Source organism: Microbacterium sp. M28 (genome assembly GCF_025836995.1).
Classification (GTDB): domain Bacteria; phylum Actinomycetota; class Actinomycetes; order Actinomycetales; family Microbacteriaceae; genus Microbacterium.
On the sequence record NZ_CP107546.1, the window covers coordinates 1,496,670 to 1,511,566 of the forward strand.

General features: G+C 67.8%; 15 protein-coding genes and 1 tRNA gene. 3 read left to right on the forward strand and 13 right to left on the reverse strand.

Annotated features, from left to right (window positions below; all coding sequences use genetic code 11):
* The first annotated feature begins 7 nt into the window (after window positions 1-7).
* Window positions 8-961: an L-lactate dehydrogenase gene (locus tag OED01_RS07420; RefSeq protein WP_264157729.1), complete on the forward strand. Its 954-nt coding sequence runs from the start codon at window positions 8-10 to the stop codon at window positions 959-961.
* Window positions 962-964: 3 nt separating this feature from the next.
* On the opposite strand, the gene OED01_RS07425 is transcribed toward OED01_RS07420, so the two are convergent.
* From OED01_RS07425 to OED01_RS07440, 4 genes are all read right to left on the reverse strand, one after another.
* Entirely contained in the window at window positions 965-1,171 is a 207-nt protein-coding gene (locus tag OED01_RS07425) for a hypothetical protein (RefSeq protein WP_264157730.1), read from the reverse strand.
* Window positions 1,168-1,344: a hypothetical protein gene (locus tag OED01_RS07430; protein WP_264157731.1), complete on the reverse strand. Its 177-nt coding sequence runs from the start codon at window positions 1,342-1,344 to the stop codon at window positions 1,168-1,170. Before OED01_RS07430 ends, OED01_RS07425 begins: the two co-directional genes overlap by 4 nt.
* A 166-nt stretch (window positions 1,345-1,510) precedes the next feature.
* Window positions 1,511-1,801 carry a hypothetical protein gene (locus tag OED01_RS07435; RefSeq protein ID WP_264157732.1) on the reverse strand — a complete coding sequence of 97 codons (291 nt, stop codon included), beginning with the start codon at window positions 1,799-1,801 and terminating at the stop codon, window positions 1,511-1,513.
* Window positions 1,801-3,798: a DUF262 domain-containing protein gene (locus OED01_RS07440; protein WP_264157733.1), complete on the reverse strand. Its 1,998-nt coding sequence runs from the start codon at window positions 3,796-3,798 to the stop codon at window positions 1,801-1,803. The genes OED01_RS07435 and OED01_RS07440 overlap by 1 nt, the downstream gene beginning before the upstream one ends.
* 175 nt (window positions 3,799-3,973) lie before the next feature.
* Here OED01_RS07440 and OED01_RS07445 point away from each other — a divergent pair, with 175 nt between their 5' ends.
* Window positions 3,974-4,747: a hypothetical protein gene (locus OED01_RS07445; protein WP_318841139.1), complete on the forward strand. Its 774-nt coding sequence runs from the start codon at window positions 3,974-3,976 to the stop codon at window positions 4,745-4,747.
* Between the two features lie 148 nt (window positions 4,748-4,895).
* On the forward strand, window positions 4,896-5,399 hold the full coding sequence (locus OED01_RS07450; RefSeq protein ID WP_243225532.1) for a DUF3145 domain-containing protein: 504 nt from the start codon (window positions 4,896-4,898) through the stop codon (window positions 5,397-5,399).
* Between the two features lie 131 nt (window positions 5,400-5,530).
* On the opposite strand, the gene OED01_RS07455 is transcribed toward OED01_RS07450, so the two are convergent.
* The 9 genes from OED01_RS07455 to OED01_RS07495 all read right to left on the reverse strand — a co-directional run bounded on the left by OED01_RS07455 (window position 5,531) and on the right by OED01_RS07495 (window position 14,858).
* Window positions 5,531-6,772, reverse strand: a complete 1,242-nt coding sequence (locus OED01_RS07455) for a beta-ketoacyl-[acyl-carrier-protein] synthase family protein (protein ID WP_264157735.1) — start codon at window positions 6,770-6,772, stop codon at window positions 5,531-5,533.
* A 97-nt stretch (window positions 6,773-6,869) separates the two neighbouring features.
* A complete protein-coding gene (locus OED01_RS07460) occupies window positions 6,870-7,118 on the reverse strand; it encodes an acyl carrier protein (RefSeq protein ID WP_017202249.1) in 249 nt (82 codons plus the stop codon).
* Between the two features lie 67 nt (window positions 7,119-7,185).
* Window positions 7,186-8,187 (reverse strand): beta-ketoacyl-ACP synthase III, encoded by a 1,002-nt coding sequence (locus OED01_RS07465; protein ID WP_264157736.1) that lies wholly within the window; start codon window positions 8,185-8,187, stop codon window positions 7,186-7,188.
* The gene (locus OED01_RS07470) at window positions 8,184-9,104 is read right to left on the reverse strand and encodes an ACP S-malonyltransferase (protein WP_264157737.1); all 921 of its coding nucleotides are present in this window, start codon (window positions 9,102-9,104) and stop codon (window positions 8,184-8,186) included. Before OED01_RS07470 ends, OED01_RS07465 begins: the two co-directional genes overlap by 4 nt.
* A gap of 85 nt (window positions 9,105-9,189) precedes the next feature.
* The gene (locus OED01_RS07475) at window positions 9,190-10,383 is read right to left on the reverse strand and encodes a PucR family transcriptional regulator (protein WP_264157738.1); all 1,194 of its coding nucleotides are present in this window, start codon (window positions 10,381-10,383) and stop codon (window positions 9,190-9,192) included.
* 31 nt (window positions 10,384-10,414) lie between these two features.
* Complete coding sequence (aceE, locus tag OED01_RS07480) at window positions 10,415-13,141, reverse strand: pyruvate dehydrogenase (acetyl-transferring), homodimeric type (RefSeq protein ID WP_264157739.1); 2,727 nt, start codon at window positions 13,139-13,141, stop codon at window positions 10,415-10,417.
* Between the two features lie 172 nt (window positions 13,142-13,313).
* Window positions 13,314-13,874, reverse strand: a complete 561-nt coding sequence (locus OED01_RS07485; protein ID WP_264157740.1) for a T6SS immunity protein Tdi1 domain-containing protein — start codon at window positions 13,872-13,874, stop codon at window positions 13,314-13,316.
* Window positions 13,875-13,911: 37 nt separating this feature from the next.
* Window positions 13,912-13,984, reverse strand: a tRNA-Val gene (locus tag OED01_RS07490).
* A gap of 34 nt (window positions 13,985-14,018) precedes the next feature.
* On the reverse strand, window positions 14,019-14,858 hold the full coding sequence (locus OED01_RS07495; protein WP_264157741.1) for an aldo/keto reductase: 840 nt from the start codon (window positions 14,856-14,858) through the stop codon (window positions 14,019-14,021).
* Window positions 14,859-14,897 lie beyond the last annotated feature (39 nt).

Genomic DNA, 14,897 nt, shown 5'->3' on the forward strand with positions numbered 1-14,897 from the left:
TGAGCGCATGGCAGTCATCGAGAACTCGAAGGTCACCGTCGTCGGTGCGGGCAGCGTCGGCTCGAGCGTGGCGTATGCCGCATTGATCCGCGGATCGGCTCGACACGTCGCGCTGTACGACATCGCCACGGCCAGGGTCGAAGCCGAGGTCCTCGACCTGGCTCACGGGACCCAGTTCACGGGGTCGAGCGACATCATCGGCGGGAGCGACATCTCCGTCGTCGCCGGCTCGCACGTCGTCGTCATCACCGCTGGGGCCAAGCAGAAGCCCGGGCAGACGCGCATCGAACTCGCCGCGGTCAACGCGCGCATCATCCGCGACATGATGCCGAAGCTCCTCGAGGTCGCGCCGGACGCCGTCTACGTCATCGTCACCAATCCCTGCGATGTGCTCACTGTTCTGGCGCAGGAGGCCACCGGCCTGCCGCGTGAGCGCATCTTCGCGTCCGGCACGGTCCTGGACACGTCGCGTCTGCGCTGGAAGCTCGCCGAACGTGCCGGCGTCTCGACGTCGAGCGTGCATGCGTACATCGTGGGTGAGCATGGGGACACCGAGTTCCCGCTCTGGTCGCGGACCACCATCGGAACCGTGCCGATCCTGGAGTGGGAGACTCCGGGGCATCCACGCATCACCCGTGCGGAACTGGATGCGATCGCCGTCGACGTGCGGGATGCCGCATACACCGTCATCCAGGGCAAGGGGGCGACGAACTATGCGATCGGGCTGTCCAGCGCGCGCATCATCGAGGCGATCCTCGGAGACGAGCACGCGGTCATGCCGGTGAGCACAGTGCTGGAGGACTTCCACGGCGTCGACGGAGTGGCACTGTCCGTACCGTCTGTCGTGAGCGCCGCCGGTGCCGTTCCGATCCGTGCCACGAGCTTCTCCGTGGAGGAGGAGGAGATGCTGCATCGCTCGGCCGACGCGCTGCGCGAGGTCGCCGATTCGCTGCGGGACTGACGCTCAGGCCTCGTCGTCGGGTTCCGGTTCGACCTGCGGCCGTCCGACGATGCCGATACCGACTGCTTCGTGACTCGGTTCGTCCTCGGCACGTTCGGGGGCGTGCGGCTCTTCGGCGGGATCCTTCTCCGTACTGGGTTCGGCCAGCTCGGCATCCGACGGCATCGCTTCGCCGGACTCCTCCTCTGGGGTGCCTGGCGTGTCCGTCATGACTCCGCGTCCTCGGCTCCGGCTGCGAGACGGTCCGCTTCGGCGCTGTCGATCCGGTCGGCGTCGACGTCGTCGTCGAGGACCTCTTCCCCGTCGACCTCGCGCGTCACGGTCTCCTTGGCATCCGCACCGTCCGGCTGGATCGGGAACGGGGATGAATACTCGTTCGACATGATCGGCTCCTCTCGTGATGGTGAGTTCACGCTAGGAGCGGACGCGAGAATCCCCTAGCGGGTTGACGCGCCGGTCGCGGCGGGGTACGCGGCCGTGACCGATCCGACGGGTCAGTTCTTCGACCGCAACGGAGCCATCCGATTCCGACCACGGCCAACGGGTCGATCACAGCGGACGCGCTGTGACCGACTCCTCGCCGAGATCCTCGCGCGCCGTGCGGAGGCACTGCGTGCACAGCAGCTCCACGATGCGAGGGTGGTCCTCGCCGCACGTGCAGTCGATCGTCACCCGCCACGTCGCCTTCCGCCCGCACGCCTCATAGGCCTCGTCGTCGCCGTGGTCGCACTCGCATTCGATCGACGAGTCCCGGTCCCAGCTCTGCAGCGCGTCCGCGAATGCCCGGTCGAGCGGATCGAGCGCAGCATCCGTCGCTCTTCCGAGGCTCTTGCGCCGCATCACATCACATCCCCGATGTAGGAGTACTTGACGAAGACCTCTGACGCGATGCCCGACTCCTCGAGCACTCCCTGCACGGCGTTCATCATGTAGTTCGAGTCCCAGCCCATGTAGAGGAAGTGCGACCCGTCGAGTTCGTCCCATTGGCCCTTCCAGGCCATCCCGTCGTAGATCGGCCCCCCGTGGCGCGCGCTGTAGGCGAGCGCCGCGGCACGATCATCCGTCCATGCGCGCCGGAAGACCCGGTTGAAGAGGTACTTCACGTCGCGGACGTCCCAGTGCTCACCGCGATACTCGACGTACGAGAACTCACGATCCCACCCGGCGGGCCAGCCTCGACGCCGGACCGCGTCCAGGATCGGTGTGAGCCCGTCGTCGTCGATCTCCGGCAGTTCGGGCCGTGCCCAGATCCGCACGAGATCGGCGGTCAATCGTACGGTCCGTCGAGTGATCGCTGCCGTGCCCCATTCGTCCAGCTCCGCGAGAGCACGGGTGTCGGCGATCGCGCTGCGCGCATACGCATCCCGCTGCTTGTCCGGGAACGACGAGCCGAAGACGCGCTCCGTGAGGTGCTGCTCGAGAAGGGTGAGGTTGCCCAGGGTGGGAGCGAGGGCCCGGTGACTGTTCTGCTCGTCCTCCGTGAGCTCGCTCCACGTGCGCGCTCCGCCTCCGGACCAGGCGTCGCCAGGAGCTGCCGGCACGATGTGCTCCAGGTCGAGGCCGGCGGCATCCTCGACATCCTGGAGTCTGCCGAGCACATAGGCGGCGTGGGGGAGCTCGCCGTACTTGAGGACGGCGCTCACGCGCTCGTCCGACGGTGTGATGCGGGCGATCGCGCGCATCAGCGCCTCGCGTCCCGCCGTTCGCGCTCTGCACAGGCGTGCGATCAGCCGGTCGGTGGGGAGATTCACGATCGCCCGGCGCAGGTACATCGCCTGCACCCACTCCAGCGTCTCGAGCAACTCGCCGCGCTCGATGAGGCCACGGGAATGATCGCTGTAGACGCGCAGCACGAGCGGATACGCCGCACGGCCGAACGTGTTCACGAACTCCAGCTGACGCCGGATCTCCGCGTCCGTCTCGCGTGACGGGTCCAGCAGGATGCCGTAGATCTCCGCGAAGTGCCGCCAGATCTCCGCATCCGCCTCGAGGTGTGCCACGTCGACCCGAGGGAACGAATGCCGGAACGCGCTGTACACGCCGTGCTCGCCGCCCGCGGCGACCTCCCGCCCCGTGCGCATGACGAGGTAGTGCCGCCAGAAGGCGCCGATCGTCTCACCGGTGTGGCGCTCGATCGGGAGCCAGAACCGTTCCTCGACGTCCAGCTGCTCGGCGTGCGTGAGACCCATCAGGATGTAGTTGTGGATCAGCTCGTGATCGCGCAGCGGCTCGCCGGTGGAGTTGAGGCTCTCGAAGATCTGCTGCGCGTTCGCCTGCGGTCCGAGAGTGATCGAGACGTGTTCGAGCTTCTTCAGTCCTCGCCAGATGCGCGGAGCCTCATCGGCGTGCACCTGGCTGCGGAAGAACGCGTAGTTGTCGTCGAACCGGGATTCCCGATCGGCGTCGTCGCGGCGGTCCAGCACGACCGTCTCGTACAGGTCGGCCCATGCGTGGTGCGGACGCAGTTTCGTCCGGCTGTCGTCGTCCGCGCGTACGAGCACCCGCTCGAGTTCCGCGGCCATGACGGCGTCCTGCCCGCGCACCGCGTGGTGGAGCGCCGCGACCAGCAGCATGAGCGTGGTGATGCGCTGCTGACCATCGATGAGGATGAGATCAGTGTCCAAGGCATCCTGAGCGGACAGGATCGACCCGATGAAGTGCCGGTGCGCGTCGTCCTCGCCCGCCACCGCTCGCACGTCCGAGAGCAGCCGCTCGCAGGCGCCGATGTCCCAGCGGTACTGCCGCTGATAGACCGGCACGACGATGGTCGTGGCGGGGGCGGCGAGCCATTCGATCGTGTTTACTGCGGTCGCTTCGACGTTGGTGGCCGTTGCCATGACTGAGTGATGCCTCCGAGAAGAGCGGGAGTCCGAGACCCGCCTGAACGAGTCTAGCCCGGGCTGATTTTGCACGGTCGAGCTCCACGGTCCTCCTCGGCTCCGCTGTTAGGCTTGCCTTATCAGGGCCTGTTAAAACGTGCTGGCCCCCGATGAAAGGAACATGATCCAGATCATGGGATACATCAAGTCCGCTGCCCTCGAGGAGACCGGCTTCGTCGTCCTCGACAGCTACAACCAGGCGCTCGACCCCAAGGAATGGCTCGACATCGAGTACGTCGACTGGAAGTCGTCGGGGGACACCCGTTTCGCTCCGCTCGCGAGCGCCAAGGGCGAGATCGAGTGCAACGGCTTCTGGAACCACAAGCCGCCGCGCACCGACAAGGACGGCGTCTGGATCGACGAGCAGACGGCCAAGGCGCCGAACCTGACCCGTCGTGCACAGGAGCCCGGCGCGAACGTCGGCCGTTGCCGCGTCATCGAGCTGCAGCCGAACACCTACGGCGAGTGCCTCTACAACCTCCACCAGGACGACAACAACCGTCTGAACCCGGACGGCACCGGATGGGTCGTCCGCGGCTTCTTCAACCTCACGGACGACAAGGACAGCTTCTTCGTCCTTCGTGAGAACCGCACGGACCCCGCCGGCGAGGTGCGCATCGCCCTGCCGGCCGGCGCCCAGCTCATCATCGACACGCAGCGACTGTGGCACGCCGCCACCCACGTCGGCACCGAGCCGCGCTACAACCTCATCACGTCGTGGACCTCGGGCCCCGAGCTCGACGCCTACATCGAGAAGTACAACGGCACCAGCCAGCACACCCAGTTCGAGCTTCCGCAGGACGTGCTCGAGGCGGGTTACGCCGAGCAGGCCCGCAAGGACGCCGCCCGTGCCGCGTACTACGCGGCCAAGGGCCAGCAGGTCAAGCAGGCCATGAGCGAGGCCTGAGCCTCATCCTCATACCACGAAGGCGGGAATCACATGCTTGTGATTTCCGCCTTCGTGCTGGAGAATAGGCGCATAACCGCATATTCTCGCCACTTCTTCGTGGGGTTCAGGTCGTTGGGGAAGACGCACCTGATGAAACGGAGAGATCATGGCGACGGCTTACGCACGCGGAGTGGTGTACATCCACTCCGCACCTCGCGCGCTCTGCCCGCACCTCGAATGGGCGGTGGGACGCGCCATTGGTCGTGCGGTGAACTTCGACTGGGCCGAGCAGCCCGTGCTCGAAGGATCTCGTCGTGCCGAGTTCTACTGGGACGGCCCGGTCGGCACAGGCGCCGCGCTGGCAACCGCGATCCGCGGCTGGGAGCACCTGCGTTTCGAGGTCACGGAAGACCCGACGCCGCGGAGCGACGGCGGACGCTGGCTGCACACGCCGGATCTCGGCATCCACTACGCGCAGACCGATGCCGCGGGCAACATCGTGATCGGCGAGGATCGCATCCGCTACGCCATGGAGATCGCGGCCGGAAACGCCGTCGAGCTGCAGCGTGAACTCGACGTCGCACTCGGCTCGGCATGGGACGAAGAGCTCGAGCCGTTCCGTCACGCCAGCGACGACGCACGCGTCGTCTGGCTGCACAAGGTCGGCTGAGCCGATGAGGACCTGAGCGGTAGGCGTCGGTATCGGATTCCGGTGATTCACCCCGGACGCTGAGACAGCGAATGCCGCTCACACGAAAACGGCCCCCGGTTCGCCGGGGGCCGTTTCACGTGCCGGTCGGATCAGCCGGGGTAGTCCGCGAACGCGATGACGGCGTTGTGCCCGCCGAATCCGAACGAGTTGCTGATCGCGAGCTGGGGACCGTCGCCGAGGGGCTGCGGCTCCGCCGACAGCCTGAACGGCACTGCAGGGTCCTGCTCGGTCATGTTGATCGTCGGCGGTGCGACACGATCGCGCAGTGCAAGGACCGTGTAGACGGCTTCGAGCGCGCCCGTGCCTCCGAGCAGATGTCCGGTGGACGCCTTGGTCGCCGACACCGGGATGTCGTCGATGCGGTCGCCGAACACCGTCTTCAGAGCGACGTACTCGTTCGGGTCGCCCACAGGGGTCGACGTCGCGTGCGCGTTGATGTGCGTCACCTGGTCGGCCGTCGCGCCGGCCTGCTTCAGGGCCAGCTCGACCGCGCGAGCGGCACCGGTGCCTTCGGGGTCGTTGCCGGTGATGTGGTAGGAATCAGCGGTCACGCCGCCGCCGACGACGTACGCGTAGATGCGGGCGCCACGGGCCAGCGCGTGCTCCTCGGTCTCGAGGACGAGCGCAGCGCCGCCTTCGCCCATGACGAAGCCGTCGCGGTCGATCGCGCCGGGACGCGACGCGTGCTCCGGGTCGTCGTTGCGGCGGGAGAGCGCCTGCGCGGAGGCGAACGACGCCATTGTGATCGGGTGGATCGCCGATTCGGCACCACCGGCGATGACCACGTCGGCGAGGCCGTCCTGCAGGTGCTCGTAGGCGTTGGCGATGGACTCGGTGCTCGAGGCGCATGCGCTCACGACGGTCCTGGCGAACGCCTTCGCGCCGAACTGCAGAGACAGGTTGCCGGCCCCGGCGTTGGGCATGAGCATCGGAACGGTCAGCGGCATGACGCGGCGCGGACCTTTTTCGCGCAGGGTGTCCCAGGCATCCAGCAGCGTCCACACGCCGCCGATGCCGGTCGCCCAGTCGATGCCGAGGCGTTCGGGAGCGACGTCGGGGGACCCGGCATCCTCCCACGCCTCGCGGGCGACGATCAGGGCGAACTGGGTCGAAGGATCGAGCCGCTTCGCCTCGTGCCGCGCCAGGACCTCCTCGGGGCGGACGATCGCCTCGGCGGCGAAGTTCACGGGGAGCTGGTACTGCTCGACCCACTCGTGCGTGAGGGTGCGCGTTCCCGAGGCGCCGGCGAGCAGATTGGTCCAGTTGTCCTGGGCTGTCCCGCCGATGGCGGAGCTGGCGCCGATGCCGGTGACGACGATGCGCTTGGTCATGGGGTGTGGTTCCTTGTCGAGCGAGCGAGCGAGCGAACGGTGGGGGAGTCCCGCGGATGCCACGACCCGCATGCGCGGGCGTGGCATCCGTCAGGTCTTACTCCTGGCCGGCGACGATGAAGTTCACGGCGTCGCCGACGGTCTTGAGGTTCTTGACCTCGTCGTCGGGGATGGTGACGCCGAACTTCTCCTCCGCGTTGACGACGATCGTCATCATCGAGATGGAGTCGATGTCGAGGTCGTCCGTGAACGACTTCTCCAGGGCGACCTCACTGGCGTTGATGCCGGTCTCGTCGGTGATGAGCTCGGCGAGGCCGGCGAGGACCTCATCGTTGGTGAAAGCCATTGCTATTCCTCTTTCTTGCGGGTAGTTGTCGGAACCGTTGAACAGTCTAGGGAAACCTCGGGCCGGATCAGGGGAGGACGACGACCTGGGCGGCGAAGACGAGCCCGGCGCCGAAGCCGATCTGCAGCGCGAGACCGCCGGAGAGCTCCGGGTGCTCGGTCATCAGACGGTGACTCGCCAGCGGGATCGATGCCGCCGACGTGTTGCCCGTCGTCTCGATGTCACGCGCGATCACGGTCGTCTCGGGGAGCTTCAGCTGCTTGGCGAACTCGTCGATGATGCGCATGTTCGCCTGGTGCGGGATGAACGCGGCGAGATCGGACGCCTCGACGCCGGCGACCTCGAGCGCTTCACGCGCGACCTTCGCCATCTCCCACACCGCCCAGCGGAAGACCGTCGGGCCCTCCTGGCGCAGCGTGGGCCACGGGGCGACGCCGTCACGGAACTCCGTGAGCGTGTGGTTCATCCCCACGGCATCCGCCTTGGATCCGTCGGAGCCCCAGACAGCCGGTGCGATCCCCGGGGTCTCGCTCGGACCGATGAGGGCTGCGCCTGCCCCGTCGCCGAGCAGGAACGAGATGCTGCGGTCGGTCGGGTCGACGACGTCGGAGAGCTTCTCGGTACCGATCACCAGCGCGTACCGAGCGGCGCCGGCACGGATCAGGGCGTCCGCCTGCGCGACGGCATAGGCGTAACCGGCGCATGCCGCGTTGATGTCGTACGCGGCCGCCGGGTTCGCACCGACGCGGTCGGCGACGATGGCGGAGACCGACGGCGTCTGCTTCGGGTTGCTGATCGTCGCGACGATGACGAGATCGACATCCGCTGCCGCGACCCCGCTGCGCTCGATGGCCTCGGCGGCGGCCGTCGTGGCGAGATCGATCGCGTCGGTTTCGGCGACCGCGCGAGCGCGGGTCACGATGCCGGTGCGCTGACGGATCCACTCGTCGCTCGAGTTGATCGGCTCGATGAGGTCATCGTTGGGTACCGCGTTCTCGCCGCGCGCTGCGCCGAAAGCGTAGATACGGGTATAGGCGGGCCCGGTGACCTGCTGCAGTGTGGCGCTCATGCGGCTGCTCCGTTCAGCAGCTCTGCCGCTGCATCGAGATCTTCGGGGGTCTTCACGGCGACGGTCGGGACGCCGCGCAGGCCGCGCTTGGCGAGACCGACCAGCGCGCCCGCCGGCGCGAGTTCGACGAGGCCGGTGATGCCGGCGTCAGCGAACGAGTTCATGCACAGGTCCCACCGTACGGGGGAGGCGACCTGGCCCACCAGGAGCTCGAGCGCCTGCGCACCGTCGGTCACCACGGTGCCGTCCCGGTTGGTCCACAGCGTCAGGGAGGGGTCGGATGCCGGGACGGCGGTGACCGCATCGCGGAGGGTCTCGACAGCGGACTGCATGTACGTCGTGTGGAAGGCACCCGCCACCTGCAGCGGGATGACGCGAGTGCCCTTCAACGGCTCCTCCGCGAGGGCTGCGAGAGAGGGGAGGGCGCCGGCGACGACGATCTGGCCGCCGCCGTTGTAGTTCGCCGGAGCGAGACCGAGCTCGCTCAGACGGGTGAGCAACGCGTCCTCGTCGCCGCCGAGCACGGCGCTCATGCCGGTCGGCTCCTGCGCGGCGGCATCCGCCATGGCCCGCCCGCGGATGCCGACCAGGCGCATCCCGGTCTCCGCGTCGATGACGTCGCTGCCGACGAGGGCGGCGATCTCACCGACCGAATGACCGGCGATGCCGTCGGCGCGGCGGCCGGCGCGGGCGACGAGCTCCTGTCCGGCGATCAGCGAAGCAGCGACGATCAGCGGCTGCGCGATGCGCGTGTCGCGGATCGTGTCGGCATCCGACTCTGTCCCGTGCTTCACGAGATCGACCTGCGCGGCTTCGGAGTACGCCGCGAGACGCTCCGCCACACCGTCCAGTTCGAGCCAGGGGGAGAGGAAACCGGGAGTCTGAGAGCCCTGTCCTGGGCAGGCGACGACAATCACCAGTCCAGTCTGCCAACGATCCCGCTCGGACAGTGGGGGATCTCTCACAAGATTGCGCAGATCCCTTGTGTGTGGCGAACAGACCTCAGCGGGGGCGGCGCGGGTTCGTGCGACGTCTGACCGGCTCGACCGTGCCGATCGAGCCGAGGATGAGGGCGGTCTGGAGGATGAGCGCTTCGCGCGGGCCGGTCGCGTCCCAGCCGATGACCTCGCTGACGCGCTTGAGCCGGTACCGCACGGTGTTCGGATGCACGAACAGCTCGCGCGCTGTCGCCTCGAGCGACCGACCGTTGTCGAGGTAGCTCCACAGCGTCGTCACGAGATCCGTGGAATGCGCCTGGAGCGGACGGTGGATGCGCTCGATCAGGGTCTGCTTCGCGAGCGGGTCGCCGGCCAGTGCACGCTCGGGCAGGAGATCGTCCGCTTCGACGGGCCGCGGGGCACCGCGCCAGCCGCGAGCGACCGCGAATCCGGCGAGGGCCGCGCGGGCGCTCTGCCCGGCATCCACGAGCGCTGCGACGGCCGGACCGAGCACGACGTAGCCGGGGCCGAACGACGGCTCCAGACGCGTCGCGATCTCGTCGAACGCGAGTTCGTCGTCGTCGCCGTCCTTGTCGCTGCCGTGTGCTCGCCCGACCACGAGCACGAGACGCGAGCCCTGCACGCCGACGAGGACGTCGACGGCGAGCTTGCGGGCCGTCCGTCGGACCTGATCGATGTCGAACTGAGCGGGGGTCGTGCCGACGATGACGCAGACCTCGCCGTGACCGTGCCAGCCGAGCGCGGCGATCCGGCTCGGCAGCTCCTCATCGGCCTCACCGGTGAGGATCGAGTCGACGACGAGCGCCTCGAGCCTGGCGTCCCACAGTCCGCGCGCCTCTGCGGCTCTGGCGTACACGTCCGCTGCCGCGAAGGCCACATCGCGCGAGTACAGCAGGATCGCCTCCCGCAGGTGCTCGCCCTTGCCCGCGACGCGCTCCTCCGTGACCTCGACGGTCACGCGGATCAGCTGGAGCGTCTGCTGCAGGCTCACGCTGCGCAGCAGCTCGCGCGGGGCCGCAGCGAAGATGTCCGCGGCGATCCACGGTGTCGAGGTCGGATCGTCGTACCACTGGATGAATGACGTGATGCCGGCCTGCGCCACCAGCCCGACCGCTGAGCGGCGGGCCGGTGGCATGTCGGCGTACCAGGGGAGCGTGTCCTCCAGGCGCTTGATCGTCACCGTCGCGATGTCGCCGGAGATCCGGCGCAGCCACGCGAGCGTCGCTGCCTTGTCCATCGAGGAGGGGGACGAGCCTGTCACCTCCGGCTCAGCTCTCGCCGCCGGCGTTCCCGCTCGTGCCGGCGTTGACGTTGTACAGGTCGTACTTCTGGATGGCCTGACCGATCACCGAGCGGTCGAGGCGGCCCTGGTCGGCCAGGCTCTGGAGAGCGCGGACGACCATCGACGGTCCGTCGATCTTGAAGTGCCTGCGGGCCGCGGCGCGGGTGTCCGCGAAGCCGAAGCCGTCGGCGCCGAGCGTGTAGTAGTCACCCGGGACCCACTGACGGATCTGGTCCTGCACGGCGTGCATGAAGTCGCTCGTCGCGATGACCGGTCCATCGGCCGAGGCGAGCTTCTCGGTCAGGTAGGCGACCTTCGGCTCTTGCTCGGGGTGCAGGAAGTTGTGCTCGTCGGCGGCGAGGCCGTCGCGGCGCAGCTCGGTCCAGCTCGTCACTGACCAGACATCGGCAACGACACCCCAGTCCTTGGCGAGCAGATCCTGAGCCTCCAGCGCCCACGGGACGCCGACGCCCGACGCGAGCAGCTGGACGCGCGGTCCGTCGCCCTCGCCGACGGCGATCCGGTGGATGCCCTTCAGGATGCCTTCGACATCGACATCCTCGGGCTCGGCCGGCTGCTTCATCGGCTCGTTGTACACCGTCAGGTAGTACATGACGTCCGGGTCCGGGTGCGATCCGCCGTACATGCGCTCGAGGCCGGCCTGCACGATGTGCGCCACCTCGTAGCCGAACGCGGGGTCGTAGGTCACGGTCGCCGGGTTCGTCGACGCGAGCAACGGCGAGTGACCGTCGGCGTGCTGGGTGCCCTCGCCCGTGAGCGTGGTGCGACCGGCGGTCGCGCCGATCACGAAACCACGCGCCATCTGGTCGGCCGCCGCCCAGAAGGCGTCGCCCGTGCGCTGGTAGCCGAACATCGAGTAGAAGATGTAGATCGGGATCAGCGGCTCGCCGTGCGTCGAATACGACGTGCCGGTCGCCGTGAGAGCGGCTGTGGCGCCGGCCTCGTTGATTCCGACGTGCATGATCTGCCCCTGCGGGCTCTCCTTGTAGGCCAGGAGCAGCTCGCGGTCGACTGAGGTGTAGTTCTGGCCGTTCGGGTTGTAGATCTTCGCGGTGGGGAAGTAGGCGTCCATGCCGAACGTGCGCGCCTCGTCCGGGATGATCGGCACGATGCGCTGACCGAAGCCCTTCACGCGCATGAGGTCCTTGAGCATGCGGACGAACGCCATCGTCGTGGCGACCTCCTGGTTGCCCGAGCCCTTCTTGAGCAGCGCGTAGTCCTTGTCCTCGGGGAGGGTGAGGTCGACGTGCGTGGTGCGGCGCTCCGGCAGGAACCCGCCGAGTTCGCGGCGGCGGTCCAGCATGTACTGGATCGTCTCGTCCTGCGCACCGGGGTGGTAGTACGGAGGGCGGTACGGGTCGGCCTCGAGCTGGGCATCCGTGATCGGGATCTGCATGGTGTCGCGGAAGAGCTTGAGGTCGTCCAGCGTCATCTTCTTCATCTGGTGGGTCGCGTTGCGTCCCTCGAAGTGCGGGCCGAGGCCGTAGCCCTTGACGGTCTTCGCGAGGATGACCGTCGGCTGGCCCTTGTGCTCCATGGCGGCCTTGTACGCGGCGTACACCTTGCGGTAGTCGTGACCGCCGCGGCGGAGCTTCCAGATCTGGTCGTCCGTGAGGTCCTTGACCAGGGACAGTGCCCGCTCGTCACGACCGAAGAAGTTCTCGCGGACGTAGGCGCCGCTCTCGGCCTTGTATGTCTGGAAGTCGCCGTCGGGGGTGACGTTCATCAGGTTCAGCAGTGCGCCGTCGGTGTCGGCGGCGAGCAGGTCGTCCCACTCGCGGCCCCAGACGACCTTGATGACGTTCCAGCCGGCGCCGCGGAAGTAGCTCTCGAGCTCCTGCATGATCTTGCCGTTGCCGCGCACAGGGCCGTCGAGGCGCTGCAGGTTGCAATTGATCACGAAGGTCAGGTTGTCCAAGCCCTCGTTGGCGGCGACCTGCAGCTGGCCGCGGGACTCGACCTCGTCCATCTCGCCGTCGCCGAGGAACGCCCAGACGTGCGAGTCGGCGACATCCTTGATGCCGCGGTTGGCGAGGTACTTGTTCGTCATCGCCTGGTAGATGGCGTTGATCGGGCCGAGGCCCATCGAGACCGTCGGGAACTGCCAGAACTCCGGCATCATCCGCGGGTGCGGGTAGGAGGGCAGGCCGTTCGGCGCGCCGGACTTCTCCTGGCGGAAGGCGTCGAGCTGCGACTCGGTGAGGCGTCCTTCGAGGAAGGCGCGGGCGTACATTCCGGGGGAGGCGTGCCCCTGGTAGAAGATCTGGTCGCCGCCGGAGTCGTGGCCCTGACCGCGGAAGAAGTGGTTGTGGCCCACCTCGTACAGCGATGCCGCGGACGCGTACGTCGAGATGTGCCCGCCGACGCCGATTCCAGGGCGCTGCGCGCGGTGCACGGTGATGGCCGCGTTCCAGCGGATCCAGTGGCGATAGCGGCGCTCGAGCTCCTCGTCGCCGGGGAACTCCGGCTCGTTCTCGGACGCGATGGTGTTGATGTAGTCCGTGGTCGGCACCATCGGAACGCCCAGGTGCAGCTCCTTGGAGCGCTTGAGCAGGCTGAGCATGATCTCGCGTCCGCGACCGTGTCCCTTCGCATCGACGAGCTCGTCGAGGGACTGCTGCCATTCACCGGTCTCTTCCGGATCGCTGTCGAGGGGGCCCTGGGAGTACGGATCCTGATCGTGGACGGTCACGGTGGAGCCTTTCGTCAAGCTGGCAGGTCATGCCAAGGAAACGGGAAGCGACACGGGGAGCCTTGTCGGCTCTGCACAACGCGCGCCGAAATCAGCCTAGCCCTGTTCTCCGACGACGGCGCACATCGACCGGGTCGGAGAATTCCCCACCGGACGGTCCTCGTCGTGGGTGTCAGTGACCGATGACGCCCTGGAGCTCCACCATCATCCTGATCGCGGCGATCGTCTCCCGCTTCTTCAGGTTCTCCACCTTCTCCGGCCCGCCGATCGAGCGCAGCGGCACGAAGACGAACGACTGATCGTACGGGAGCTCGCCGTGCGCCGCGACGGCCTGCGGGAAGATGTCCCAGTTCAACGTTCGCGACAGATAGAAGTCGCGGGCCCTGTTCAGCATCTGCAGGACTCCGCTCAACGTGCTGTTGAGACCGCTGACACGATGATCCCTGTACATGACGCCCACGAAGCCCACGCTCGGCTCCCACGTGATGAGGTCGGCGAGTCCGGTCACCATGATCGGTATCGAGACGCCGTCGCCCTGGGTCTTGCCGATGCAGTCCGCCAGTTCGGCCTCGTACACGGCCGGGTCGATCACGCGTAGGAACCCCGACGCGAAGCTGCCGTACCCGAACGTCTCCCATAACTCGATCACATCGGCGGGTACGCGGTCTCGGTAGGCCTCGATGACCTCACGGTCGACGGGTCGAAGCGCCGCGAAGTCCGGGAGCTCGATCATGGCCCCACCCTATCCGGGGAGCGCGGGGAGTCGGTCGTGGGCCCTGCCGGGATCGAACCGACGACATCCACGGTGTAAACGTGGCGCTCTACCAGCTGAGCTAAAGGCCCTGGTTCCGCCAGTCTAACGGGCGGACCCGGCCGATCAGGACTCCTCGTGCGTGCGGGGGTCCGCGTGGAACAGACGGCCGTCGGGCCGTCCCAGCGCGGTGATCGCTTCGACCTCGTCCGCATCCAGCACGACGGATGCCGCGGCGAGATTGCTCCGCTGGTGCTCGGCCGACGATGCCTTCGGGATCGAGACGACCTCACGCGCCACGTGCCACGCGAGTACCGTCTGCGGTGGCGTGATGCCGTGGGCCGCCGCGATCTCTGTGATGGTCGTCTCCTCGAGCAGTTCGCGTGCGCGTCCGAGCGGACTCCACGCCTCGGTGATGATGCCGTGCTCACGGTGATACGCGAGATGCTCGGTCTGCGGGAAGTACGGGTGCAGCTCGATCTGGTTGACCACGGGGAGCACTCCGGTCTCGCGCTCGAGGCGTTCCAGGTGCTCCGGCAGGAAGTTGGACACGCCGATCTGCTTCACCACGCCGCGCTGCTGCGCGTCCACCAGCGCGGCCCACGCCTGGACGTACTCGTCCTGGCTCGGGTTCGGCCAGTGGATGAGGTGCAGATCGATCGCGTCCAGACCGAGCCGGTAGCGGCTCTCCTCGATGCTCCACGGCGCCTTGTCCGACGCGTGGTGCCGGCCGGGCAGCTTCGACGTCACGATCACCTCGGCGCGATCGGTCGCCGCGTCGGCGACCCCGCGTCCGACCGCGCCCTCGTTCTCGTAGTTGAACGCCGTATCGACCAGACGGTAGCCGCCGTCGACGGCGCTTGTGACGGACGCCGCGCCGTCCGCGCCTCTGAGTCCGTACGTGCCCAGCCCGATCGCGGGCAGAGCGAAGCCGTTGTGTGCGGTGAACGTGGGCAGCGAGGTCATCGAGTCTCTCCTTCGTCGTACGCGTGCTGACAGCCTACG

Coding starts and splice junctions, on each gene's coding strand:
- OED01_RS07420 (WP_264157729.1), top strand. CDS start 8: ATGGCAGTCATCGAGAACTCGAAGGTCACCGTCGTCGGTGCGGGCAGC.
- OED01_RS07425 (WP_264157730.1), bottom strand. CDS start 1,171: ATGACGGACACGCCAGGCACCCCAGAGGAGGAGTCCGGCGAAGCGATG.
- OED01_RS07430 (WP_264157731.1), bottom strand. CDS start 1,344: ATGTCGAACGAGTATTCATCCCCGTTCCCGATCCAGCCGGACGGTGCG.
- OED01_RS07435 (WP_264157732.1), bottom strand. CDS start 1,801: ATGCGGCGCAAGAGCCTCGGAAGAGCGACGGATGCTGCGCTCGATCCG.
- OED01_RS07440 (WP_264157733.1), bottom strand. CDS start 3,798: ATGGCAACGGCCACCAACGTCGAAGCGACCGCAGTAAACACGATCGAA.
- OED01_RS07445 (WP_318841139.1), top strand. CDS start 3,974: ATGGGATACATCAAGTCCGCTGCCCTCGAGGAGACCGGCTTCGTCGTC.
- OED01_RS07450 (WP_243225532.1), top strand. CDS start 4,896: ATGGCGACGGCTTACGCACGCGGAGTGGTGTACATCCACTCCGCACCT.
- OED01_RS07455 (WP_264157735.1), bottom strand. CDS start 6,772: ATGACCAAGCGCATCGTCGTCACCGGCATCGGCGCCAGCTCCGCCATC.
- OED01_RS07460 (WP_017202249.1), bottom strand. CDS start 7,118: ATGGCTTTCACCAACGATGAGGTCCTCGCCGGCCTCGCCGAGCTCATC.
- OED01_RS07465 (WP_264157736.1), bottom strand. CDS start 8,187: ATGAGCGCCACACTGCAGCAGGTCACCGGGCCCGCCTATACCCGTATC.
- OED01_RS07475 (WP_264157738.1), bottom strand. CDS start 10,383: ATGGACAAGGCAGCGACGCTCGCGTGGCTGCGCCGGATCTCCGGCGAC.
- OED01_RS07485 (WP_264157740.1), bottom strand. CDS start 13,874: ATGATCGAGCTCCCGGACTTCGCGGCGCTTCGACCCGTCGACCGTGAG.
- OED01_RS07495 (WP_264157741.1), bottom strand. CDS start 14,858: ATGACCTCGCTGCCCACGTTCACCGCACACAACGGCTTCGCTCTGCCC.